Here is a 24,277-nt window from a genome sequence, read left to right on the forward strand (position 1 = left end):
ATTCAAACTATACCGTTGCTGCCTCTAGCTCGACTCCTTCTAGCAAGTCATTCACGGGGAAGCGATCGAGGAGGTAGCGTGCCTGCTGGGCGCTTTGGCGTAGTTGCGGACTAGTGTGGGGCGCATGGGGAATCTGGGAAAGAAAATCGAGGGTGCGCCGCAGCAACCGCACAATATCGCCGGCATCGAGATTGGTTTCAGTGCACAATTCATTCCACGGCGTGCCCAAAGCCCACTGCTCTACCAAGCCAATGAGATCCCACTCGTACCAGAGGGGAAAGATGATGTGATGGCGACGCTGCACCTGAAACAGCCGGCGGCGAATCGGACTAAGGGCGGCAAGGCGTTCTTCCACTTCACTGGGAATGGGGTAGTTGCACCAACTGTCGGAACGGGGCGTTTCAGTCACTAGAGCTGCGATCGCTGCCGCCAAGAGGTGGGGGGGCAAGTCATCGAGTTCACCAGAGGCCAAGGCCAGAGCCAACCACAGTTCATTTTCGCCGCGCAGAGCAGCGGCCATTTCCCCAAGGGGGGTGGGGGTTAGGTCGTTGAGGCCACCAAAGTCCTGCAGGGCAGCAATGAGGGCAAGAAATTGCTCCCAGTGGCGTTGGGACTGTTGCTGGAGCTTGTGCTGGCGATCGCGCAGTTCCGTTTGTAGCCGTTCTTCGCGACGAACTAAGCGTAGCAGCGAATGGACATTTTGCGGCAGACTGGCTTGGAGTTGCGTGAGTTTGGCCTCAAGGTCAGCGATTTTAGCGGCTTGAGCCGCCACTTCCGGCGCGGCTAAGACAGGTGGCAGATCCGGGAGGGTACCGAGGTAGTGATTCGCCTCATTGCAGGGATAACTTTCCCCTAGGCGCAGTTTCATTGCCTCTGGGGGCGGGGGGAGATTGCTACAGGGGGGGCGATCGGGATAGACAGCCAAAATGTCATCAATGCCAACGACCCGAAAGCGACCATCAGCCGCAAGGCACAGCCAGTGGGGCAACTGCCCGGAACCAGCAACGGGTTGACAGAGGACGGCGGCTAAGGGGGGATGGTCTCGCAGGGGGGATTTGATATGGAGCCATGTCCCCGGCGGCACCGCCATCATAAAGGGGAGGAGTTCTTGGGCACGTTCCTGCTCCGCCTGCTGTTCGAGGATTTTCAGGAGGCGTTGATCCTGTCGTAGCCGTTCCCGCAGCTTTTGATACTGCGCTAGTTGCTGCCGATCAATGCCTGTGAGGCGTTGTTGCACGGTTTGCAATTCCGTTTCCAGTTGGGCGATCGCCTGCCGTTGGGGCGTGAGTTGCAATGTGGCCAAGTATTGACCAAAACTGCGCTCCACCAATTCCCGCGCTTCTTCAAGGGTGTGGCGTTGGAGCAGGTTCAAGACCATGCCATAGCTGGGGGTAAATTGGCTAATGAGGGGATCCGGGGCGGCGGTGGCCAAAAATGCTGCTTCATGGGCGCCCTCAAAGGGGGTTTGCAGCGTCACCACATGACCCACGGTATCCATACCGCGGCGGCCGGCTCGCCCTGCCATTTGCAAAAATTCAGAGGCCGTCAGGAGGCGATGACCGCTGTCGGTGCGCTTCGAAAGGGTGGAAATGACGGTGGTGCGCGCGGGCATATTGATCCCTGCGGCCAGCGTTTCCGTGGCAAAGACGAGTTTGATCAGGCCTTCTTGAAAGAGGGTTTCCACAAGGGTTTTCACCACGGGTAGCACCCCGGCATGGTGAGCGGCAATCCCTTGGTAGAGGGGGGCAATCATTTGCGGGGCAACAATGTCCTGATGTTGTGCCAAAAAGGCCTCGACCCGCTCCGCTAGTGCTTGCTGTTCTGCCTTGGTGAGGAGATTCATGCCCAGGACCTCTTGAACCGCTTGGTCACAGCCGCGCCGACTAAAGATAAAGTAAATGGCCGGCAGCATCTCCCGCTGTTGCAGTTGGCTGACCACGTAGCGGATGCTCAAAAAGTCCCGCTTGCCGCCGCGTCGCCGCAGTTCGGGCTGGCCGTGGAGCTTCGGGTTGAGGCGTTTGCGTTGGCCGTCCAAGAGGGGGAAGAGTCCCTTGCTGTTGCAAAAGTAAAAGTGCAGCGGTATCGGTCGCCAGTCGGAGTAGATCAGTTCAGCATCCCCATGGACGGATTGAATCCAGTCGGTGAGTTGTTCGCCGTTGGCGATCGTGGCGGAGAGGGCGACTAGTTGAATTTCCTTGGGGCAGTAGATGATCGATTCTTCCCAAACGGTGCCCCGCTGGCGATCGTTCATGTAGTGGCATTCATCGAGCACCACCACTTCAACCCCCGCAAGGGAGGTACCCACTTCGCCAATGGGAGTGCCGTAGAGCATATTGCGGAAAATTTCCGTCGTCATCACCAGAATCGGGGCATCGCGGTTAATCGAGACATCCCCGGTCAAGAGGCCGACCTGCTCTGCACCAAACTGCTGCTGAAAGTCACGCCACTTCTGGTTTGAGAGTGCCTTGAGGGGGGTGGTGTAAAAAACCCGCTGCTGCCGCGTCAGGGCACGGTGAATCGCATACTCACCAATGAGGGTTTTACCTGACCCCGTAGGAGCACAGACCACCACAGAGCGACCGGCATCAAGGGCAGCGATCGCCGCTTCTTGAAAGGCATCCAGTTCAAAGGGGAGTTGGGCAAGGAAGTCTGCTAGGGCCGGCGATCGCTCACTCATGGGGTAGGTGTCGGCTCCTGCTGCACCAGAACTTCACCCCTGAGGAGCCGTGCCGCCGCATCCAGTAATTGCTCCTCGAGATAGGGCTTGGTAAAGTAGCCCCGTGCCCCCAGTTGTGCGGCCATCTTGCGGTGGCGATCGGCGCCCCGTGAGGTCAGCATGGCGATCGGCAGATGGTTGAGTTTGGGATCTTTTTGAATCCGCGAGAGCAACTCCAAGCCATCCATGCGTGGCATCTCAATGTCACAAAAGACTAAGTCACAGGGCAAGCCCGAGCGCAGTTTTTCCCACGCATCTTGACCATCCCGTGCCTGCTCAACGCGGTAGCCTGCCCGCGTAAAGGTCATTGAGAGCAACTCCCGCACTGTAATCGAGTCGTCGATAATCAGCACCAAGGGTTCGGAGGCTTCCTCGGGTTCCGCAACATCCATGGTGTGACCAAAGCCACGCCAGTCGCGATCCATGCGTCCTAGGGACAGGTCAATAATTTCCAGCACGTCGGCGATCGCCATCGCGCGACCATCCCCTTGAACTGTGACTCCCGCTACCCCCACCGGCTTCGGCACCGGTCCAGACAACTGCTTAATCACGATTTCCTGTTCGCCGATGACCTGATCCACCTCCATGGCCACGAGATCATCGCCGCTGCGCAGCACAACAATTGAGACCATGCCATCGTCTTGGCTGCTCCCGCCATAGACATTGCTGCGGCTAATATTGCGGCTGTACTTGAGCAAGTCCCCAAGTTTACGCACTGGCAGCAGGCGATCGTGCCACGAGAGGACACGTTGACCATCTTCTAGGGTTTGGATGCGCTCTTGGGGAATATCCAGCATATCCTCCACACCGTCAATGGGGAAAGCAATGCGGCAGTGGTTATCAATGCAGCAGAGGGCTTTGGTAATGCTCAGCGTCAGCGGCAAGCGGATCGTAAAGGTGGTGCCTTTGCCCACCGTAGAGTCAATGTTAATCGTGCCGCGAATGTCCTCCAGATTTTTGCGCACCACATCCATCCCCACACCGCGACCGGCAAGGGCATCGGCTTGATCTTTGGTGCTAAATCCCGACTGAAAGAGGAAGGCATAGACCTCTTGGCGCGACAGGTTGGGGGCATCCGCCTCCTTCAGGAGACCCTTCTCGATTGCCTTGCGTTTTACCCGTTCTGGGTCAATCCCCGCCCCATCGTCACTGACGGAGATAATCGCTTGACTGCCTTGATAGAAGGCTCGCACGCGAATCAGGCCTTTTTCAGGTTTGCCCAATCGCCGCCGCTCTTCGGGGGGTTCAATACCGTGATAGACGGCGTTATTGATCAGGTGGGTCATCGGGTCAAAGAGCTTTTCGAGAATGCCCTTGTCAATGAGGGTATCTTCCCCTTCAATCTTCAGTTCCACCTGTTTGCCAATGGTACTGGCAACGCGGCGCACGGCACCCGGCAAGCGGACAGACATTTCACGGAAGGGCACCATTCGTGAGCGGCTCAACCCCTCTTGAACTTGGGTAGTGACTTGACGAAACTGCCGTGCCACCTGCTCCACTTCATCAATCACGTACTGGATGTCATCCGCTGCCTCCCGCACCCGCACGATCCGCTCAATCACCTCCTGAGAGAGGGTGTGGAAACCGGTAAAGCGATCCATTTCCAAGGCATCAAACTCGACCCCCGTGGCGTGGGTTCCCCGTTCCCCTTGGCCATTGGCTGCCCGTGCTGTCGTTACGCCCAACAGTGAACTCTCAAGGAGCGATCGCTCGTAGAGGTCTTGCATTTGTTGGCTGACATCCCCAAGTTGTTGGACTTGGTAGAGCAAGTTATCAAGAAACTGCCGCAGGCGTTCTTGGGTGTCTTCGAGGCTATTGCGGTTGACCACCAACTCCCCAACGAGGTTACTCAAGGTATCGAGGTGGCGTACGGGTACCCGCATGGTTTGCTCCACCAAGGCGCTACCTTTTGGCCCTGCCCCGGCTCGGCGAGGAGTGGCCGCCTTCGCACTACTCCCTGCGGGTTGGGGAATTAATTTCTCTAAATCGGCAAAACTATCATCCGCAGTCGAGGGGGCTGTTGTGGCCGGCGGTGGGGTGGGTGCCGTAGGGGTGGCTTGACCCAAGAGTTGCTCGAGATCCTCAAAGGCCGGTGGCGCCACCGTCTCTAAAAGCTGATCCAATTCGTTGAACGTGGCAGCCTCAGCTGGGGTTGTACTCGTTGCACTTTGCTCAATCAACCCCTCCAATTCCTCTAGGACGCTTTCGGGGGTGGCAGGCACAGTGGCATCATTCATCAGTGCCTCCAGTTCAGCCATGCTGGCAGCTTCAGGGGAGGGAATGGATTCCTCCACCACCGCTTCGGGTTCCGTCATGCCTGCAGCTTCAGGAGAGGTGAAGGAGGCTTCCATGAGGGATTCTCGCTCGGTAATGCTACTAGCAGTCTCAGGAGCGGGTACAATCTCCTCCACTAGGGGTTCGGGTTCAGCAATATTTGCCGCTGTGACTTCAGGCATACTTGGCTCAGCGATCGCCGGTGCCTCGGATAGCGTTTCTGCCCAAGGATCATCAGGGCTTGGCGGAGCAATAAATTCCGCGAGGGCTTCTTCCGCCGCATTATCCACAACCAAGTTTTCTAGGACATCGTTGAGACCCGGCACCTCTTCGAGGAACTCAGCCACATCCTCAGCAACATCACTGAGAGCAGGGATCTCAAAGTCCTCTTCTAAGGGAAGCAGATCGGGAGCCTCAGTGGTTTCCACCTCACCCAAAAAGTCTTCTAGGGAAGCAACTGCCTCATCAAGAGCGGCCATCTCTGAGGGGGCTTCCTCGGCGAATTGTTCAAGAAATGCATCCAGACCAAGTTCGGCGGGTTCTGCGGCTGCACTCTCCTCAAGAGGACGGTCAAGTGTCAAGGGCGCCTCAAGGGCCTCAGCCATACTTTCGGCGATCGCTGGCGGTGTGAGGTCATCGAGGGGGGCTTCCTCCACCTCCGCAGAGACCAGCTCACCCGAGAGTTCTTCAATTTCATCGAGAATGGCATCAAGGCGGGGTTCTGCCTCAGGCAACTCCTCAGCAGCGGTTATGTTCAAAAAGTCGGAAATCTCCTCATCAAAGGCCGCTTCATCCCCCAGCTCTAAACTGGCCAAATCCTCCTCAAGGGTGTCCTCCAGCCAGGCCGTCGGCAGCGCTGTGGCATCACTAAAAATGTCACTCAATTCTTGGAAATCAGTCCCACTCTCCTCACCAAAAACAGTGACACCATCGCCACCGCTGCTCATTGGCTCCATTGGCTCGGAAATCTCTTCTTCAGGCACCCTCACCTCTAGCGGAGCAACCTCAGAGGCCATTTCAAGGGGTTGCAGTGGTTCCTCAAGGGTGACGGGAGCTGATTCTAAGACCACAGGCTCTGGCGCTTCTGGAACAACAGCCGGCGCTTCCTCAATCACAGGGGGCTGAAGCGCCACTAAACTGTCACTGGGACGAATCGCACTGCCTTGACCATTGAGCACCAAGTCGCGAGCCGCCATAATCTCTTTAATCACCACGGGTGCCAAGGCCGTGAGGGGCTGAGCTGTGTTACTCACCGCCTGTTGGGCGATCGCCAGCAGTTCAACCCACTGGGGCAGCGCAAAGGTTTCCCCCAATTGACCCAAATTAGAACAGGCCTCCGCCAATTCTTGCCGCACTTGGGGCGAATCGGGTTGCTTAAAGAGTTGCAACATTGCCCGCAAGCGATCGGGCACCTCCGTTTGAAAGACTAAGCGGTAGCTGGAGTCAGCAACGGGTTGCACCGGCGGCTTAACAGGTTCGGCCACAGGGGGAGAAGGCGCAGCTACAGGGGGCGCCACCTCTGCTCCTTGGGTCAGGTGGCTCAAGTGGGCTTGCAGTTGATTGAAGACTGGCTCCACCCGATTCAGCGTTGCCGTTGCTGTCTCCTCCGTCAAACCAAAGGGGCCTTGCAATTCATCGAGGAGTTCCCGCAGCGCATCAAAGGCTTGCAAAAAGAGTTGCTCTAGGGTTTCATCCACCGTTACGGGGTGTTCCCGCAGAATTTTGAAGTAGTCCTCCAGCTTGTGGGCGGTGTGCTGAATGCTATGGAGTCCGAGCATAGCCGCTCCCCCTTTGACGGAGTGGGCTGCCCGAAACATTTCACTCATCGCCTCGGGGTCATTGACCACCTGCTGGAGATTCATCAAACTGTCTTCAATGGTGGTCAGGTGTTCCTGCGCCTCCTCAATGAAGTAGCCAAGAATGCGCTTTTGTTGATCGCTTTGCATAGCCCCCTCCCGGATTGCTTAGGCTTGATCTTCAGTATTTTCAACGCGGAACCGTTCCACCGATGCCTGCAAGTTGCGCGCCACACTCACTAGACCTTGCAACGAGTCAGACACCCGCTGTGCCTCCTGAGAGGTGGCCTGCGCTGTCAACTCAATGGATTGCATCACCTGAGCCATGGCTCGCGCCGATTCTGTTTGCTCGACCGTAGCGTTGGTAATCGAGCGCACAAGGGTATCAATTTGCGACGACACTTGGATGATGTCCTCAAGGGAGTGCTTGGCCTGTTCAGCCCGCTTCGTCCCCTCAATCACCTGCTGTGTCCCTTCTTCCATGGCGGTCATCACCGCGCCGGTTTCACTTTGAATTTGCAACACAATCTGCTCAATTTCTTTCGAGGCTTTGGCTGCGCGGTCTGCCAGTTGGCGCACCTCATCGGCGACCACCGCAAACCCCCGACCTGCTTCCCCAGCTCGTGCGGCCTCAATACTGGCGTTCAAGGCCAACAGGTTCGTGCGGTTGGCGATCGACGAGATCACACCGACAATCTTGGCAATCTCTTGGGAAGATTCCGCTAGGCGCTTCACCTTGCGGGTGGTCTCGGCCACCGTTTCCCGAATTTGCAAAATACCCGCCACTGTGCGTTCCACCGCCTCACCACCACGGAGGGCTGTTTCTGAAGCATTGCGTGCCACCTCATTAGCTTCTTGGGCACTTTCGGCCACCCGCTGAATCGCATTGGTCATCATCTGCACCGAGTTCAGGGTGACGGCTAGCTCCTCCGCTTGCCGCAGAGCATCTGCTGAGAGACTACGGGCAAAAGTTTCGTTTTCTGCCGCACCGCGACTCACCTGCTGGGCGGCAATTTTCACCTGTTGCACAATCGTCCGCAGGTTGTGAATTGTCAGGTTAAAGGAGTCGGCCACTGCGCCGAGCACGTCCGCTGTCACTTCCGCTTGTACGGTCAGGTCACCGCGGGCAGCCCCCTCCACATCATCGAGGAGTCGGATCACTTGGCGCTGTAAATCATCCCGCTGCCGCTCGTTTTCCTCTGCTTTTTTCTGGGCATCAGCAGTAATTTGCTGGATGGTATCCGTCATTTGGTTAAAGCTTTGTGCCAAGAGTCCCAGTTCATCGTTACTGGTGACCGGCACCCGCGCCGTCATATCACCGGCAATCACGGCATTACACTGTGCCTGCAAATCCGTACAGAAGCGCTTGATGCGGCTGACACTGCGCTGCCCCATGGCATAGACGGCCACCCCGGCGGTGAGACCAGCAGCAGTACCACTCACTAAAGGCGCAGGGCCGGAGGCACTAAAGCCTAAACTAACGGCACCCGCAGCCAAGGCGGAAAGGACACCACTGGTTACGGCTGAGGTAATGTTTTGCTGGCCAAAGGAACTCGTGGCCGTTGAGGTTGCTGGGACTGTTCTAGCCACAGGACTAGGACTACGGGAAGGTGTTGGCGCAGTAGCTGCTGGTGCTGCAACGGGTACTTGCTCGGTAAAGGCTGACAGATCCTGACTTGCTGCAGGGGGTGGGGTTTCAGCGCGGCTAGCAGTGCTTTGACTCAGGTCGAGGCTAAAATCGGCCAAGTCCTCAAGACTTTGCTGGCTGAGATCAAATTCATCCGGTAAAACTGCAAAGGTCTCGGTGCCGGCATCGGCCATCACGGTGGCATCTGAGCCAACAGCCCCCATACCATGCACTTGAGGATTGGCAATGGTCATTTCATCATCAAATCCCGCACCGGAGAGATCTGCATTGCCAAAGGAGAGATCCTCTAGATTAAAGTCGGCAATGGATTCAAAGGGTTCAGCACCACCAGAGCTCGCTTCCCCTTTCGCGATCGCTGGTGCCTCTGGCTCCCTAACGGTTTCACCTGCGGGAAACTCAGACATGGCGATCGTTTGCTCATCCTCAAAGGTAGCGGGGTCAAAGGCCTCAGGAGACAGGGGTTCTGCCACAATATCTGGGGCTTCAAAAGCCTCAAGGGAAACCGAAAAGTCGCCAAAGAGATCGTCTTCCTCCTCGGCTGCATCAGAGGAACTTAATTCCGGCTGCGGCAACAATTCAATGGCATCTGCCGCCTCATTGGTCAACAAATCACTGATACCAGCGGCAGAGGTAGAGACTTCAGGAACATTGGTCTCAATGGATTCCGTCAGATTTGGCAAGAGGCTCTCTTCAGGAATGCTGGCTGCTGGGGCTTCCTCAATATCGCCAAAGAGACTTTCTGCCGACATATTTGCCGCTAGGGATTCCTCAAGACCGGGAAAAAGGCTCTCTTCAGAAGCGTTGGCTTCTCCCGATTCTGTAAGCCCCCCAAAGAGACTCTCTTCAGATACGGCTACTTCAGCAGCAAAGGGATCATCAAATGTTTCGAGGGCGGGGGGCGTCATTTCTTGAAACGGAGCCGCAGTACTTTCTGATGTCTCACCATCAAAAATAGGTCTGGCTGGTTCGGACGGGGTCAAAGGAGAACTTCCCATGAGCATTGTGACATCATCATCACTGATGGACTCTGTACCTAGGGGCTGCACGGATTCGCCGATGGGAATTTCTGGAATGTCCGCGACTGGCTCCTCCAAAGAATTGGCCGAAAAGGCAAAGGGATCCTGAACCGCCGCATCTTCGTCGAAGGGATTAAAGGCACCCTGTTCTAAACTGGCGCCAAATTCTTCCTCAATGCCGCCCACCTCAAGATCGTCAAAGGGGTTACTTGTCCCTAAATCGCTACCAAAGTCATCAAAGTGATCAAGACTCAATTCCTCTGAAGGGTTTGCGGCTTGGGGTTCCACAATGGGTGGCGTGGTTTGCAAAAAGGTATTGTCCCCCTGCAGTTGGGTGTGATCTCCTTGCAGGGGGGGGTGGTGTTCGCCGCCGTTTTTGGCAGGTTCAGCAGCGGGAATCAAATCCTTAATCTTGGCAAGGCTCTCGTTGGCCAAGTTGATCAATTCTGGATCCGTTGTGGCATTGAGAACCGCATGGTACTGCTCTTGAGCCTCGCTGTAGCGTTGTTGACAGCAGTAAATGTGCCCCCGCAGCAGCCGCAGGTTTGGATCGCCCGGTCGGGTGCCCACCAACTGGTCAGTGATTTTGGCTGCTTCTTCATAGTTGCCTTGCACATAAGCGGCAACCGCTTTTTGATATTCTTGGGTGTGTTGGGTGCTGCTGGATGCCATGGGCTTACTCCCAGAATGGACGATGACGAGGGGCAGAGAATTCTTAGGGACTACATCAAGGAAGCTTTAATTACTAAAGTATGCGCCAATCCTTGGGAAAGATAGCACGGGGGTGTTAATTTTCCTAAAGTGACTGGTGTTGATGGGTTCCATCGTGACACTTGCGGGCGAGTGTCATTGAGATTCTACTTTTTCTAGTTTAGAGTCCCCAACGAGCACTGCGTAAAATGGCGAGGGGATCCAAGAGCTTAACAATGTCCTGTTGCTCGGCATCAAAAACCCATTCGCCACGGACAAAGGGAGCCATCTGATCGCTGACATGGGTCGCGGGCTTAATGGTGTCATTGTTGAGCCACTCCATGCCTCGGACCTGATGAACTGCTAGCCCTACCATTAACTCATCATCTTCAATGGCAATAATCGATAGCTCAGAGCGATCGGTATTCAAGGGGGTGTCATCGCCAAGAAACTTACCGGTATCCGCGACCCAAATCACCTGCCCTCGCAAGTTCAAAATCCCCAGTAGCAGATTGGAGGTATTGGGCACTGGCGTAATGCGATCGGGAGTCACGGCCACAACTTCGCGTACCCCAATAGCCGGTAGGGCTAGGGTATCACCGCTAGGGATGGTAAAGAGGATATGTAAATCCCCCTCTGGGGTTCTGAGGTCATCGATATTGCCACTTTCGATGGGGGCATTGGTTGCGAGTAAGTCTGAGCTACTAAACATTTTTTTAGCCTCGCAAGAGTTGCTTGATGGTGCCAACCAATTCTTTGGGGTCAAAGGGCTTCGTAATATACGCATCAGCCCCCTGTTTCATGCCCCAATAGCGATCAAACTCCTCACCTTTGGAGCTACAGATCACCACGGGAATGGATTGGGTGCGGGGGTCGGACTTAATTTGGCGACAGACTTCATACCCATTCATGCGGGGCATGACAATGTCGAGGACAACCACATCGGGCGTGCTCTGCTGCAATTGCTCCATGGCCTCGACACCATCGGTGGCAACGGTTACTTCAAAGCCTGTTTTCGCCAGCAATTCGCTGATCATTTCCCGCTGGGGTGGACTATCTTCGACAACTAAGACTTTACTCATAGGGGGTTACACGTAGAATTCAGGGTTTGCTTTATATTCTAAAAGCCTAAGAGGTTGACAGGTTGATGATAGCTAACCTGCTAACGGGGCGTCTCAAGGCCTGATTTTGGTTCTAGCACGTCGCCAAAGGACTCGTCTGTTAAGGAGGTCACAGGTGGCGCTGCACCAATGTAATGGTGCGTAATTGTTAACAATTCTTGAGTTGAAAAGGGCTTGCTGAGGTAATCAGTGGCACCGGCCACTTTGGCGCGCAGGCGATCGCTCCAACCAACGAGGCTAGTCAGCATAATAATCGGCGTATAACGGAAGCGAGGGGTGTGCCGTAGAAGGGTGCAAAATTCGTAGCCATCCAATTCGGGCATGGCAATATCGAGGAAAATCAGGTCGGGGTTGAGTTGGAAAATGAGACTCAAGGCCGTTAAGGGGTGGGCGATCGCCGTGGCTTCATAACCTGCGGCTTGCAGGGTGGATTCAACCACTTGACGGACAGTGGCGGCATCATCCACACACACGACCCGGGGCGATCGCCGCCAAGAGAGGGGGGGAAATGTACGGGTGTGGCCATTGGTTCCCCAAGAACTGACTTGTAAGTACCCTTGATGGAGATAGGGCAGCAGGAGTTTGCCCACCGTCACGCCATCTCGTCCCAGTTGCCGACTCAGACGGCGCAAGGTGATCCGCTCGCGCACGAAGGGTTCCAGTTGGCGAAACCACTGATCCGCTGGATCGTTGCCTGTGGGTTTAATATCCGTCAGTTCGAGGGATTGATCAAGGGAACGCAACTCTGGATGCAGTTTTTTCCATTCCCGCAGATGACTCAGGCTGTCATTGAGCAGCATTGTCAGGGAGAGATTGTGCCATTGGGGGGTGAGGGGACTCGCACTATAAAACTTGAACCAAGCGCGATTGAGGCTAACAACGTCAAAGAGACTCTCCCGCAGCAGCGCCCGCCACACGCTATGGATTTGATTGAGCTTGCAGTGATCGAGGAGCCACCACAGGCATTCGTATTCCACCCAACTGGCACCGGCTTTGCTTTCGATGAAGCTATCGGGACTCGGCCAAGGAATGCCCTGCCCATAGAGCAGATCCTGCAACCGCTCTAAACTGTGGCTGTGGCGATCGGCAATATACACTAGGTGGCCATGACTCAAAAAGAGAAGCCACGTATGACCGGCATCATCTTCGAGGTAGAGTTCCCCGGTGCGCTGGCCAAGGGCAAGGGTTTGGCACAGCGTGTAAATATCCGTATCGTTGAGGCATCCTTCCATGGCGCTATTATAGCGATCGCCAGCGGGCTGACCGCGACACCGGATAGTTCAGTCTCAGTTAGCGCTGGGTATAGCTAGAGAGCAATTGCACCAGTTGCTTCACAAGGGCTTCCTGATCGCGATTGATCTGGGGAAAGTTAAAGTCATCGCGAATATGAACCTCAAAGCCCGGCACCACCTCAATGCGCTTCCAAGATTCTGGTTGCGGTGAATGGCTCGGGGGCGGTACCTCGCGGCGGCTGACACTGGGACTGACGCGCATGGGTTCCCCATAGCGATGCTCAGAGCGGTCTTGTACCTGTTGCAAAAAGGCCAAAGCTGGGTTGATCGGGGGTGGATTCAATTGCAGATGAACCCCTTGCTCAAGGAGTGCCCGCAGTTCTGGGGTGCTCATACGATACACCAGCTTGTAAATGGCACCTGCGGTATAGCCCTCCATCAACAGCCGCCGCACCACCAGCAATTGCACTAGGTGGCGATAGCCGTAGCGCCCTTCGCGGCCAATGCGAGCGGGACGGTCAATCAATTTGCAGGAGGTGTAATGGCGCACCAGACGCGGGTTGACCTCTTCCAAAACACGGTTTTTGGAATCCTCCTGGGGGAGGTGCTGGGGTAAGAGTTCGTTGGCGATTTCCACCAACTCATCTAATGACCATTGATCCTGAACGTGGATGAAATCTTGAATTGTTGCCATGATGAACAAACACAGCCTTTTTTGAACGAAAAAACAAAGAAGTCAGTTAGAGAGGGATTTTCCTGTCCCAGATAGAGCGCAAGGGCGCCCCTAGAGCAGGAGTGAAACTATATTATCGTATTTTTTTGGTTCTGTATCATTTTGGGTCTAATTTAGTCTTACAATTATCAAGGAAAGTAAACACCTGAATATTACAAGGCTACAGAGAGTTCAACGCAACGCGAAGCTGCATTGTGACACCAAAACAATTTATTTGATGCTAGCATACAGCGTTTGGTGTTGAGTGAAGTTGTCCCAAAAATTACTGGGATTTTTGTGTTGTCAAGCAATTTGTTGCAGAGTTGTTACAAATTCAGGATAGGAGACGGCTGCCGCACTGGCGTTGTGAATGTGGCTGGTTCCTGTGGCATTGAGGGCAGCGATCGCCAGACTCATGGCCATGCGATGATCGCCGTAGGTTTCCACATGGGTGCCTTGCAAGGGTACGCCCCCCTGAATATCGAGGCCATCACTGAGTTCAGTGACCTTAGCGCCCATTTTTTGCAATTCTGTGGCCACGGCCTTGAGGCGATCGCTTTCCTTCACCCGTAGTTCTGCTGCATCCCGAATTTCGGTGATCCCTTCGGCAAAGGCAGCAGCCACAGCCAAAATCGGAATCTCATCAATCAAGCGGGGAATCAATTCACCGCCAATACGGGTTCCCTTCAGCCTCGCCGATCGCACCCGCAGATCTGCCACTGGTTCGCCTGTGACGAGCCGCTCATTTTCAAGGGTAATCTCGGCCCCCATTGCCCAAAGCACGTCGAGAATGCCGGTGCGGGTGGGGTTAACTCCCACATTGGTCAGTACTAGTTCTGAATCAGGGGTAATGGAGGCTGCCACCAACCAAAAGGCGGCTGAACTGATGTCGCCGGGCACAATCACCTTCTGACCCTTTAAGACCGCAGGTCCTTCAAGACTCACCGTACAGGTGCCCTCATCTACGCTCAAACAGGCACCAAAAGCCTGAAGCATACGTTCACTGTGATCCCGTGAGCGGTGGGGTTCGCGAATAATGGTGGTGCCTTCGGTGTGGAGGGCGGCGAGCAATAGCGCTGATTTCACCTGAGCGGAGGCAATGGGACTGTAGTAGGTGATTGGCTCTAAGGGCTGCCCCAAAACGGCCAAGGGGGCACGGCTGTGGTGTTGACGCCCCCAAATCTGGGCACCCATCTGCATCAAGGGTGTGACGACCCGTGCCATGGGGCGCGATCGCAATGAGGCATCCCCAGTCATCGTAAAAAAGCGACCTGTTTGCGCTGCCAATACCCCCAACAACAACCGCATCGTTGTACCAGAGTTGCCGGCATTCAGGACATCCACGGGTTCTTGGAGATGGCCAATTCCCAAGCCTTGAACCGTGACTGCTGTGGCATTGAGATCTGAAATCTCGGCACCAAGGGCACGAAAACAGGCGGCGGTACTACAGGTATCTTCACCCACGAGCAGGCCTTCAATATGGGTAGTGCCCTCTGCCATTGCTCCCAACATCAGGGCACGGTGGGAAATGGATTTATCTCCCGGTACCTGGAGGGTGCCCTGCAGGGGATGGCCATCGGCCTGAATTTGCCAAGTGTCGTCGGATGTAATCTGAATAACCGCCATGGGATATTTGGATAAAACCGCGTTCTCGATTGTCCCACGTCTGTTGCGCTATAGCCCCATTGAGCGCTTCAGTTCCTCAAGGGCAGTTTGCAGTTCCAAGCGGCGAAACTCAGCTTCAATTGGGTCATTCAGGTCACTGGTCATGCGTGGTGGCGGTGGGGGCGGTGGTGGGGGCGCACTGGCGGTAGGCACACGGTTCATGATTTCTCGCCGGCGATCGCGAATCTTTTGCAGCAGCTGCTGGGTAACGGGAATTTGATTGAGGGCGTCGAGGCGTTGCGTCCACAATTGTTCCCCCCGTTGGCGCAATTCGGCCTCCCGTTGTCGTGCCAATTCGGCCAGATCAGGACGCTGAGCGGCCATAGCGGTGTGGGTACGATCGCGCCAGCGGCGAATCTCGGAAACAAGGCCTAAAATTTGCTGTTCGCAGGTATTGACTTCCTGTTGCAGCCGCAGTAGCCGCTCTTGGGTTTCCCGTTCTTGATCCTCTAGCTCAAGGAGCAGTAGATTGAGTTCAAGCTGCGGATTGGCACGAATAAAGTCCTCGAGTTTTTGCTCTAGGAATGCATTCAAGTCGCGGAAAAAGCTCATGAGTGCCCCTTTTTTTAAAAACTTTGGCCAACAGTGAGGGAGCGCACTTCCCCTTGACGCCGTAGCACCGCCCGCTGATTTTGAATCTGTACCAGTTGCCAGCCGTCGTTGCCAATTGTATCGCCCACACTCAAGCGCAGTGTTTGGCCATTGCTTTGAAAAAGAGCCACTGAGCGATCGCCCAGTTCGAGGATGCCAACTAAGGTATGTTGGGGGGGCGCCGGTGTAGGGGCAGGGGGTACCGGTGTGGCTGCCGGCGTAGGAGCTGTCACCGTTGGTAAATTGGGCAGGGTCACCGTTGGCGCGCTGGGGGCTTGGTAGACGGGAACGTAAATGCGTTCAACCGTCGGGGTGGGGGTTGAGGGGGTGGGAACCGAATTGCTGGCGATCGCTGGCGATGCAGGGGTTGGGGGGGCGGCCCGTTGGCTGAGCAGCTGAAGGGAGGTTTGCAGATACTCAGCGAAGGCAATGTCCGCAGGGCTGGTGGTTGTGGTCACCGTAGCGTCAGGGGCAACTGCAACTGGTTGGCGATTCAGACTGATCCAAAGGCCAACTCCTAGGACAAAGGAGGCAATGCCAACCCCCATCAAAAAGCGATCGCCCCAAGAAAAGGCCTGCTCTGGTTCCGATCGGTGCAGCCAGCGAGAAGGTTCCGCCGGTGGTGGGGGCGGAGGAGGAGTTGTCGCTTCAAAGGGGACGAGGAGGGAAGGTTCCGGTTCTAAGACCGCTGCTAGGGATTCTGGCTCATTGAGGTCGGCCTCCACAGCGGCAAAGACTTCATCCAGCAAGCGGTTGGCTTGGACATCTGTCAGACAGGTTTCCATGGTATAGGGGTCTGTCCTTTGCGGATCATCGCTCCGTGTCATCACCCATGCCTCACAATGATCACCAAAAACGCCCAACCTTACCTATTTTGCTTACGATGGATGACTAAATTCTATGCAATCCCTATCCTATTGGCCACCACTGCCGCTGCACTCTGGCGTGATCCACACGGTCTTTACTGCCTATGTCCAACGCTGGGGGTGCCTCTACCCTTGGCAACCACAAACCAGCCATGTTTTCCATGGGGCGGCGGGCGTGCCCCTGTACGGTGAGGGGTATCGGGTTGGCCAAGCACGCGGAACCATCATTGCCACCTACGGCATTACGGGTGATCTCAAGAATCAATGGTACTTGCATACCCTTGCCCATTGGGCGATCGCCCGCCGCTTTGATGTGGTGCTCTTCGACTGGCGTGCCCATGGCCGCAGTGCTGAACTTTCTCCGGCGTTGACCAGTGATGGGCTTTACGAAGGCCAAGACTTTGTCGCGATCGCCCAACAGTGCCAAGAACTGGGCTATAGGCCGCCCTACTGGTTTGTTGGCTATTCCTTGGGGGGGCAGTTAGCCCTTTGGGGGGCGTGGTATGCCCAACAGCAAGGGACAAAAGAGATTGGGGGGGCGGCTGTGATTTGCCCCAACCTTGACTCCAACCGCTCCCTTGCCCACCTCGGCACGACTTTTTGGGGACGGCAATTTGAACGCGCCATCAGCCGTCAACTCCAACACTTAGCTCGCCACCTGCATCGCCTTCATCCTCAAATCTTTGATCTCAACACCATTGCCCAGATTGACACCATTGCCGGTTTTGATGCCGCCCTCGTCATTGACCGCCTTGGCTTTGGCAGTGTGGCCGAGTATTACGCTGCCAGCAGTCCCTTGCCGTTGCTGCCGCAACTGAACCTACCAGTCTGGATTCTCTATGCCGCGGATGATCCCCTATTTGATCCCAATCTGGTGCCAGAACTCCTAGCCATTGCCGAGGCCAACCCTGCCCTCACCCTGCTGATGACAGAGCAAGGGGGTCACGTGGGCTTTACCAGCGATCGCAAGTGTCAACGCCTCTGGGGCGATCCCGACTACTGCTGGGGGATTCATCGGCTCTTGGATTGGCTAGCACAGCAGAGTTACACCAGAAGCTAAATGACCAAAGGCGGCACCCGGATTCGAACCGGGGGATAAAGGTTTTGCAGACCTCTGCCTTACCACTTGGCTATGCCGCCCTATTTGGCGATTTCTCATTATAGCCGATAGCGCTCTTCCCATCCTTGATTGTTTTAGCTTACCTTACTGACCAGATTGCTCAAGGTAACGCTGGATGGCTTCACGGGTCACTGCCGCCAGAGACATGCCCTTGGCCGCTGCTAATTCCTTAAGCTGCTGGTATTGATCGGCACGCACATCCACGCGGTAGCGCTTTGTCGCGGTAGCTGGAATATAGGTAGCGGCAAATTCCCGCAAGGCAGCCAAGCCGACGCGGTGGCAAAAGTCCCCAAAGGATTCGCCCTTGTGCCGGCGATCGCGATAAAAAACTAGCAATGGCTCTAGGGCTGTTTCCAGTTCGGCAATCGGTAACCGCTCAATATAGACCTCTGCTAAGCGGGTTTGATCGGGACTCCCCCCCAACCAAGTCTGATAGGCGCCGGGGACAATGCCAACAAAGCCCAATTCCGCCAAGTAGGGGCGGGCACAGCCATTGGGGCACCCCGTCATCCGAATCACAAAGTGCTCTTCTTGGAGTCCCAGCCGATCCATGAGGCGACGAATCCGCTCCAGTACCCCCGGAATTGCCCGTTCCGACTCGGTAATGGCCAAGCCACAGGTAGGCAACGCCGGGCAGGCCATGCTATAGCGTTCGAGGGGATCAATGGCATTGACATCACGCACCCCGTGCTGCTCAAGGATGTGCTGAATTGCATCCTGTTGATCGGGAGAGACATCACACAGGAGCAGATTTTGGTGAGGCGTGACCCGCAGGGGGAGCTGAAAGTCTTTGATGATTTTCTTGAGGGCCGACTTGAGTTTGAAGTTCCCCTGATCAAGGATGCGGCCATTGGCAATGGAGAGGCCATAGAAGAATTTGCCATCTCCTTGGGGGTGCCAGCCCAAAAAGTCCTGATAGCGCCACGGCGGCAGCGGGCGAAAGGGTTCGAGGGGTTTGCCAAAGTATTCTTCCACCTTGGCCTTGAATTTTTCGACTCCCCAATCGTGGATCAGGTATTTCAAACGGGCGTGGCGCCGATTATAGCGATCGCCATAGTCCCGCTGGGTGGCCACGATCGCCTTCACCGCCTCATAGACATCTGCCGCTCGGACAAAGCCAATTTCATCAGCCATGCGGGCAAAGGTTTCTTCTTTGTTGTGGGTGCGCCCCAAACCACCACCGGCATAGATATTGAAGCCCTCAAGATGGCCTTGGGCATCTGTAATCACCACCAGTGTCAAATCTTGGGAGAAGAGATCTACGGAGTTATCCCCCGGCACCGTGACACAGCACTTAAATTTGCGGGGCATATAGTGATCGCCGTAGATCGGCTCTTCGTTATTGGGAAAGATCGTGCCATTGCCATTGCGCTGCCGTGCCGCCTTGACATCGGGGTGCTCTTCGGCGGAGATCACCTTTTCACCATCGAGCCAAATCTCGTAGTAGGCACCGGTTTGTGGGGTCAGCAGATCGGCAATGCGGTGGGCATACTCATAGGCAAGGGCATATTCCGGGCGATCGCGAAAGGGGGCGGGTGGCGCCATGACATTGCGGTTCAAATCACCGCAGGCGCCCAATGTGGATCCCATGCTGCGAATAATGGCTGCGATCGCTGCTTTCAGATTCTTCTTGAGAATGCCGTGCAACTGGAATCCTTGCCGCGTTGTTGCCCGCAGGGTGTGGTTGCCATACTCATCCGCCAAGCGATCCAAGGTTAAATAGAGCTGCGGCGGAATATACCCTCCTGGACTGCGGGTACGCAGCATGAACTGGTAGTCTTTCTCCTGACCCTTGACGCGGTTATCGCGGTTGTCCTGCTGATAGGAGCCGTGGAACTTGAGGATCTGCACCCCCTCTTCGCTAAAACGATTCGTTGGTTCTAGCAGTTCTGTGGCTAGGGGTTCCCGCAGATGTTGGCTTTGTTCCTTGAGAGCCTCAATTTTTGAGCGTTTCAGGGCAGCATCAGCAGAGGGGGGCGAAGCAACCATAGTGTTCTTTTTTCCAGCAGGTGAAAGTAACTAAAATGACGACAGCCAAAAGTCCCTAATCTTGATCGGGAAAGTGAGCTATCTCATTTTAGCGAACCTGTGGAACGATTAACAGGAGGGTTCTTCCTTGGAGGCACAGTCCTTTTGCCAGCAGCGTTCGAGGTAAGCATCGTAATACTGCCGCCAGAACCGTTTGGGATTGAGGGTAAAGCCCGGACTAAATAGCCGTTGGTTCAAATACTGCCAGAGGGGAAAGGCGAGGACACGACGCGTAGCCATAAGCACACCGTGAGCGTGAGCGATTCAAAAACTTCAACTTACCTTGATCATAGACGAGGGTTCTGGGGGGCAAGGGTCTCTGCCAAGTTTCTTAACGCGCGAGAAACCGTCCGAGGGGCGAAAAATGTTAAAATCTGTAAAGTTTTCTGGGATCACCGATGCGGGTTGTCATTGTTGGTGCAGGATTAGCCGGCTTAGCCGCCGCAGTGGATTTGGTGGATGCCGGTCACAGTGTTGAAATCTATGAATCCCGTCCCTTTGTGGGGGGCAAAGTCAGCAGTTGGCAAGATGCCGATGGAAACCACATTGAGATGGGGCTGCATGTCTTCTTTTACAACTACGCCAATCTCTTCGAACTGATGACCAAGGTGGGGGCGATCGCTAACCTACTACCTAAGGAACATACCCACACCTTTATTAATCGCGGTGGTCAGGTGGGAGAACTGGATTTTCGCTTTCCCTTGGGTGCCCCCTTCAACGGTCTCAAGGCCTTCTTCACCACCAGTCAACTCTCTGCTGCCGATAAATTCTTTAATGCCATTGCCCTTGGCACCAGTCCTGTGGTGCGGGGTCTGGTGGACTATGAGGGGGCAATGCGCCAAATTCGCGCCTTAGATCGGGTCAGTTTTGCGGAGTGGTTTCGGCGGCATGGCGGTTCAGAAAATAGCCTCAAACGCCTCTGGAATCCCATTTCCTACGCCTTGGGCTTCATTGATACCGAGCAGATGTCCGCTCGCTGTATGCTGACGATCTTTATGATGTTTGCCGCCAAAACCACTGCCTCACGGCTCAATATGCTCAAGGGATCACCGGCAGAATACCTGCTCAAACCCTTGGTGAACTACATTGAAGCGCGGGGGGCTAAGATTCATCTGCGGCGACGGGTGAAGGAAATTCGCTTTCGCGGCGAGGATCCGAGCACTTGGCAGGTGGAAGGGTTGGTGATTCCCCTAGGCGAAAAACTAGAAACAGTTACAGCGGATGCGTATCTGTGTGCCTGTGATGTGCCGGGGATTCAGCGCCTGATTCCGGCGGCGTGGCGATCGCACCCGACCTTTGACAACATCTTTAAGCTCGAGGCCGTGCCTGTGGCCACGGTACAACTGCGATTTGATGGCTGGGTTACGGAACTGCAAGACCCCAGTAAGCAAAAACAGGTGGCGGCAACGGGTATTGATAACCTGCTCTACACTGCCGATGCTGACTTTTCCTGCTTTGCGGATCTGGCCCTCACTAGTCCAGCGGACTACTATCGCGAAGGTCAAGGCTCCTTACTGCAAGTGGTGCTTACTCCCGGTGATCCCTTCATCAAAGCCAGCAATGAAGAAATTGCCCAACATGTGCTGCGCCAAGTCCATGAACTTTTCCCCTCGTCGCGCCATCTGAACATGACATGGTACAGTGTCGTCAAATTAGCGCAGTCCCTCTATCGCGAAGCCCCCGGCATGGATCCCTATCGTCCGCCCCAAAAAACACCCGTTCCTAACTTTTACTTGGCGGGCAGCTATACGCAGCAGGACTACATTGACAGCATGGAGGGCGCGACAATGTCCGGACGACAAGCCGCCCAAGCGATTTTGGCAGGAGGTCATGGATGAGTTGGTTAGAGCATACGGTTCAGATTGAAGTGGCAGCCGATGTCGATCGCGTCTGGGCACTGTGGTCGGATCTGGAGAAAATGCCCCTGTGGATGAAGTGGATTGAATCTGTGGTCGTCACTGAAGAAGACCCTACCCTATCGCGCTGGACATTGACCACGGGCAACTGGCACTTTAGCTGGCGATCGCGCATTTGCCGCCAAGTGAAGCACCAAATGATTCAGTGGGAGTCCGTGGATGGGCTGCCCAATCGGGGTGCAATTCGCTTTTACGATCGCCATGGCAGCACCATTGTGAAGCTGTCGGTGTCCTATGCCATTCCGGGAATTTTGGGACAAATGATGGATCGCCTTTTCCTTGGCCGCGTAGTTGAAAGTACATTGCAAGCAGATCTCGAACGCTTTCGTGAATATGCCCAACAGATGCAGCCCACACAGGTTTCCTGAGGTTGACTCAAAGTTGGGATAGACCAAAAGAGATCGCGATCGCCAGCAGGGCTGCACCGGGAAACGTGAGTACCCATGCCATGAAAATTTGCGCCCACACTTGCCAGTTCACTTCCCCTTGATGGCGATAGCCAGCACCCGTAATCGCACCCACCACGACTTGTGTCGTACTGACGGGAAAGCCCACCAGACTTGCGGCTCCCACGGTCAAGGCGGCACTGAGATTCGCTAAGCAGCCACTCACAGGGTCAAGGGGTGTAATTTTCTCCCCCGTGGTGCGGATAATGCGTTCGCCGCCGCCATAGGTACCGATCGCGATCGCCAAGGCACAGGCAGCCATCACCCAAAAGGGCACACCCGCCTCCGGTAACAGTTGTCCCCAACTCACAAGGGCAAGGGTGATCACCCCCATTGTTTTCTGGGCATCGTTGGCACCGTGGGCAACGGCCATCAATGTTCCGGAGAGAATCTGCAACCGTTGCCAGTGCTCTGGGGGGAGTTCTCCTTGCCATTGCAACCACTTTTCGACTAGGGTCATCAAACCAAGGCCGATGGCGATCGCCACCAAGGGGGACACGACCATGGGAATCACCACCGCCTCAACAATCCCCTGCCAATAGATGATTTGTGGGGACACTTGAAAGAGGGCTGCCCCCACCAAGCCACCAATGAGGGCATGGGAAGAACTACTGGGTAAACCCCAATACCAAGTGAGCAAATTCCAGCCCATCGCACCGAGGAGCGCGGCACTAATCACGCCAAACCAATGGGCACCCAAGGCACTGCTGTTGAGAATGCCGGCTTCAATTGTTAGCGCCACCCGCGTACTCAAGAAGGCACCACCAAAATTAGCCGCAGCAGCAAGGATGAGCGCCGATCGCAGGGAAAGGGCACGGGTGGCCACCACCGTTGCAATGGCATTGGCAGCATCATGGAAGCCATTGGTGACATCAAAAAGGAGGGCGATCGCAATCAACCCCCCCTTGAAATCAATGGCCATGCCCTAGGCAGAGGCACTCACTTGATCTTTGTCCTTGGCGAGGAATTTCTCCAGTTCGGCAAGGGCATCGGCATCTACCTTCGTTTGCATGGGGCAGAACTTCGGCCCGCACATGGAGCAAAACTCAGCCGTTTTATAGATATCTGCCGGTAGGGTTTCGTCGTGGTATTCCCGTGCCCGATCCGGATCGAGAGCCAGTTCAAATTGGCGGTTCCAGTCAAAGTTATACCGTGCCCGCGACAGTTCATCATCGCGATCGCGCGCCCCCGGACGATGACGGGCAATATCCGCTGCGTGAGCCGCAATTTTGTAGGCAATCAAGCCATTGCGCACATCTTCAGCATTGGGTAAGCCAAGGTGCTCTTTGGGGGTCACATAGCAAAGCATGGCCGTGCCGTACCAACCCGCCATCGCCGCGCCAATGGCACTGGTAATGTGGTCATAGCCGGGGGCAATATCCGTGACCAAGGGCCCAAGGACATAGAAAGGAGCTTCAGAGCATTCTTCCATCTGCTTGCGCACATTGAATTCAATTTGATCCATGGGCACGTGGCCGGGGCCTTCCACCATCACTTGGACATCGTGTTCCCAAGCCTTGCGGGTGAGTTGACCGAGGGTTTTCAATTCCGCCAATTGTGCTTCATCAGAGGCATCATGGAGACACCCTGGCCGCAGCGAGTCCCCGAGGGAGAAGGAAACATCGTATTTTTTGAAGATCTCAATAATGTCGCGGAAGTGGGTGTAGAGGGGATTTTGTTTGTGGTGATACAGCATCCACTTGGCGAGAATGCCGCCGCCGCGCGACACAATCCCAGTGATGCGGTTTTTTACCAAAGGCAGATATTCAATGAGAATCCCCGCATGGATCGTCATGTAGTCCACCCCCTGCTGGGCGTGCTTTTCAATGACATGGAGAAAGTCATCGGGGGTAAGCCGCTCAACGCTACCGTGGACGCTTTCAAGGGCTTGATAGACGGGCACCGTTCCAATGGGCACGGGTGAGGCATTAATAATGGCGGTGCGAATGGCATCCAAATCCCCCCCACCCGTGGACAGATCCATCACCGTGTCGGCGCCGTATTTAATCGCTAGCCGTAGCTTTTCGAGTTCCTCCTCTAGACTGGAGGAGTTGGGAGAGGCACCAATGTTGGCATTGACTTTGCACTTGGCAGCAATCCCGATCGCCATCGGCTCGAGGTTGGGGTGATTGATATTGGCGGGAATAATCATCCGCCCACGGGCGACCTCATCGCGAATCAATTCCGCAGGTAGGTTTTCCCGCCGTGCCACATAGTGCATTTCTTCGGTGATAATCCCTTGGCGGGCATAATGCATTTGGGTGACATTGTCGTGCCCCTTACGGGCGGCAATCCATTCGCTACGCACCATTGATAGAATCCTCTCTAGACAGCTTCCCTGCGCCAGCATGATCTGGTTCAGGTTCTAAGGGTTTGCTCTCAGCCTGCTCTGACCGCAGACACCCCTAGCATGTCGTTCATTCTACCACTTTGCCCTTGG

General features: G+C 55.3%; 17 protein-coding genes, 1 tRNA gene and 1 riboswitch. Of the genes, 3 read left to right on the plus strand and 15 right to left on the minus strand.

Going from position 1 to position 24,277, the window contains the following annotated elements; translation table 11 throughout:
• Window positions 1-7: 7 nt before the first annotated feature.
• The 10 genes from RHJ80_RS00320 to RHJ80_RS00365 form a co-directional block, all read right to left on the minus strand.
• The gene (locus RHJ80_RS00320) at window positions 8-2,677 is read right to left on the minus strand and encodes a DEAD/DEAH box helicase (protein WP_310801226.1); all 2,670 of its coding nucleotides are present in this window, start codon (window positions 2,675-2,677) and stop codon (window positions 8-10) included.
• On the minus strand, window positions 2,674-6,936 hold the full coding sequence (locus RHJ80_RS00325) for a response regulator (protein ID WP_310743910.1): 4,263 nt from the start codon (window positions 6,934-6,936) through the stop codon (window positions 2,674-2,676). The genes RHJ80_RS00320 and RHJ80_RS00325 overlap by 4 nt, the downstream gene beginning before the upstream one ends.
• Before the next feature lie 18 nt (window positions 6,937-6,954).
• Window positions 6,955-10,122 (minus strand): methyl-accepting chemotaxis protein, encoded by a 3,168-nt coding sequence (locus RHJ80_RS00330; protein WP_310743911.1) that lies wholly within the window; start codon window positions 10,120-10,122, stop codon window positions 6,955-6,957.
• Window positions 10,123-10,321: 199 nt separating this feature from the next.
• Entirely contained in the window at window positions 10,322-10,852 is a 531-nt protein-coding gene (locus RHJ80_RS00335) for a chemotaxis protein CheW (protein WP_149817107.1), read from the minus strand.
• A gap of 4 nt (window positions 10,853-10,856) precedes the next feature.
• Window positions 10,857-11,222 (minus strand): response regulator transcription factor, encoded by a 366-nt coding sequence (locus RHJ80_RS00340; protein ID WP_149817109.1) that lies wholly within the window; start codon window positions 11,220-11,222, stop codon window positions 10,857-10,859.
• An 80-nt stretch (window positions 11,223-11,302) separates the two neighbouring features.
• Window positions 11,303-12,493 carry a response regulator gene (locus RHJ80_RS00345; RefSeq protein WP_302676941.1) on the minus strand — a complete coding sequence of 397 codons (1,191 nt, stop codon included), beginning with the start codon at window positions 12,491-12,493 and terminating at the stop codon, window positions 11,303-11,305.
• 58 nt (window positions 12,494-12,551) lie between these two features.
• Window positions 12,552-13,187: a MerR family transcriptional regulator gene (locus RHJ80_RS00350; protein WP_149817113.1), complete on the minus strand. Its 636-nt coding sequence runs from the start codon at window positions 13,185-13,187 to the stop codon at window positions 12,552-12,554.
• A gap of 321 nt (window positions 13,188-13,508) precedes the next feature.
• A complete protein-coding gene (gene aroA / locus RHJ80_RS00355) occupies window positions 13,509-14,831 on the minus strand; it encodes a 3-phosphoshikimate 1-carboxyvinyltransferase (RefSeq protein WP_310801227.1) in 1,323 nt (440 codons plus the stop codon).
• Window positions 14,832-14,879: 48 nt separating this feature from the next.
• Window positions 14,880-15,422, minus strand: coding sequence for a hypothetical protein (locus tag RHJ80_RS00360; protein ID WP_310437800.1), 543 nt, complete (start codon window positions 15,420-15,422; stop codon window positions 14,880-14,882).
• A gap of 14 nt (window positions 15,423-15,436) precedes the next feature.
• Window positions 15,437-16,288 (minus strand): hypothetical protein, encoded by an 852-nt coding sequence (locus RHJ80_RS00365; protein ID WP_310437801.1) that lies wholly within the window; start codon window positions 16,286-16,288, stop codon window positions 15,437-15,439.
• 73 nt (window positions 16,289-16,361) lie between these two features.
• Between RHJ80_RS00365 and RHJ80_RS00370 the strand changes: the two genes are divergently transcribed.
• A complete protein-coding gene (locus RHJ80_RS00370) occupies window positions 16,362-17,387 on the plus strand; it encodes an alpha/beta fold hydrolase (protein ID WP_310801228.1) in 1,026 nt (341 codons plus the stop codon).
• Window positions 17,388-17,395: 8 nt separating this feature from the next.
• Here the strand turns inward: RHJ80_RS00370 and RHJ80_RS00375 are convergent.
• The 3 genes from RHJ80_RS00375 to RHJ80_RS00385 all read right to left on the minus strand — a co-directional run bounded on the left by RHJ80_RS00375 (window position 17,396) and on the right by RHJ80_RS00385 (window position 19,715).
• Window positions 17,396-17,467 (minus strand) — tRNA-Cys (locus RHJ80_RS00375).
• A gap of 64 nt (window positions 17,468-17,531) precedes the next feature.
• Window positions 17,532-19,436, minus strand: a complete 1,905-nt coding sequence (sir, locus tag RHJ80_RS00380) for a sulfite reductase, ferredoxin dependent (RefSeq protein WP_310801229.1) — start codon at window positions 19,434-19,436, stop codon at window positions 17,532-17,534.
• A 108-nt stretch (window positions 19,437-19,544) separates the two neighbouring features.
• Window positions 19,545-19,715, minus strand: coding sequence for a hypothetical protein (locus RHJ80_RS00385; protein ID WP_190278128.1), 171 nt, complete (start codon window positions 19,713-19,715; stop codon window positions 19,545-19,547).
• 158 nt (window positions 19,716-19,873) lie between these two features.
• On the opposite strand from RHJ80_RS00385, the gene zds reads away from it, so the two are divergent.
• Window positions 19,874-21,313, plus strand: a complete 1,440-nt coding sequence (gene zds, locus RHJ80_RS00390; protein WP_310801230.1) for a 9,9'-di-cis-zeta-carotene desaturase — start codon at window positions 19,874-19,876, stop codon at window positions 21,311-21,313.
• Window positions 21,310-21,759 carry an SRPBCC family protein gene (locus RHJ80_RS00395; RefSeq protein ID WP_310801231.1) on the plus strand — a complete coding sequence of 150 codons (450 nt, stop codon included), beginning with the start codon at window positions 21,310-21,312 and terminating at the stop codon, window positions 21,757-21,759. Before zds ends, RHJ80_RS00395 begins: the two co-directional genes overlap by 4 nt.
• Before the next feature lie 7 nt (window positions 21,760-21,766).
• Here the strand turns inward: RHJ80_RS00395 and RHJ80_RS00400 are convergent, their stop codons facing one another.
• On the minus strand, window positions 21,767-22,759 hold the full coding sequence (locus RHJ80_RS00400; RefSeq protein ID WP_310801232.1) for an inorganic phosphate transporter: 993 nt from the start codon (window positions 22,757-22,759) through the stop codon (window positions 21,767-21,769).
• A gap of 3 nt (window positions 22,760-22,762) precedes the next feature.
• Window positions 22,763-24,145: a phosphomethylpyrimidine synthase gene (thiC, locus tag RHJ80_RS00405; RefSeq protein ID WP_302679175.1), complete on the minus strand. Its 1,383-nt coding sequence runs from the start codon at window positions 24,143-24,145 to the stop codon at window positions 22,763-22,765.
• Window positions 24,146-24,155: 10 nt separating this feature from the next.
• A riboswitch (TPP riboswitch) is annotated at window positions 24,156-24,254 on the minus strand.
• Window positions 24,255-24,277 lie beyond the last annotated feature (23 nt).

Source organism: Thermosynechococcus sp. QS41, assembly GCF_031583515.1.
In the GTDB taxonomy this organism is placed as follows: domain Bacteria; phylum Cyanobacteriota; class Cyanobacteriia; order Thermosynechococcales; family Thermosynechococcaceae; genus Thermosynechococcus.

Excerpts from the sequence above, each read along its gene's own strand:
- zds (WP_310801230.1), top strand. The coding sequence starts at position 19,874 with ATGCGGGTTGTCATTGTTGGTGCAGGATTAGCCGGCTTAGCCGCCGCA.
- RHJ80_RS00395 (WP_310801231.1), top strand. The coding sequence starts at position 21,310 with ATGAGTTGGTTAGAGCATACGGTTCAGATTGAAGTGGCAGCCGATGTC.
- RHJ80_RS00400 (WP_310801232.1), bottom strand. The coding sequence starts at position 22,759 with ATGGCCATTGATTTCAAGGGGGGGTTGATTGCGATCGCCCTCCTTTTT.
- RHJ80_RS00370 (WP_310801228.1), top strand. The coding sequence starts at position 16,362 with ATGCAATCCCTATCCTATTGGCCACCACTGCCGCTGCACTCTGGCGTG.
- RHJ80_RS00330 (WP_310743911.1), bottom strand. The coding sequence starts at position 10,122 with ATGGCATCCAGCAGCACCCAACACACCCAAGAATATCAAAAAGCGGTT.
- RHJ80_RS00320 (WP_310801226.1), bottom strand. The coding sequence starts at position 2,677 with ATGAGTGAGCGATCGCCGGCCCTAGCAGACTTCCTTGCCCAACTCCCC.
- RHJ80_RS00360 (WP_310437800.1), bottom strand. The coding sequence starts at position 15,422 with ATGAGCTTTTTCCGCGACTTGAATGCATTCCTAGAGCAAAAACTCGAG.
- RHJ80_RS00365 (WP_310437801.1), bottom strand. The coding sequence starts at position 16,288 with ATGACACGGAGCGATGATCCGCAAAGGACAGACCCCTATACCATGGAA.
- aroA (WP_310801227.1), bottom strand. The coding sequence starts at position 14,831 with ATGGCGGTTATTCAGATTACATCCGACGACACTTGGCAAATTCAGGCC.
- RHJ80_RS00385 (WP_190278128.1), bottom strand. The coding sequence starts at position 19,715 with ATGGCTACGCGTCGTGTCCTCGCCTTTCCCCTCTGGCAGTATTTGAAC.
- RHJ80_RS00335 (WP_149817107.1), bottom strand. The coding sequence starts at position 10,852 with ATGTTTAGTAGCTCAGACTTACTCGCAACCAATGCCCCCATCGAAAGT.
- RHJ80_RS00350 (WP_149817113.1), bottom strand. The coding sequence starts at position 13,187 with ATGGCAACAATTCAAGATTTCATCCACGTTCAGGATCAATGGTCATTA.
- RHJ80_RS00325 (WP_310743910.1), bottom strand. The coding sequence starts at position 6,936 with ATGCAAAGCGATCAACAAAAGCGCATTCTTGGCTACTTCATTGAGGAG.
- RHJ80_RS00345 (WP_302676941.1), bottom strand. The coding sequence starts at position 12,493 with ATGGAAGGATGCCTCAACGATACGGATATTTACACGCTGTGCCAAACC.
- sir (WP_310801229.1), bottom strand. The coding sequence starts at position 19,436 with ATGGTTGCTTCGCCCCCCTCTGCTGATGCTGCCCTGAAACGCTCAAAA.
- RHJ80_RS00340 (WP_149817109.1), bottom strand. The coding sequence starts at position 11,222 with ATGAGTAAAGTCTTAGTTGTCGAAGATAGTCCACCCCAGCGGGAAATG.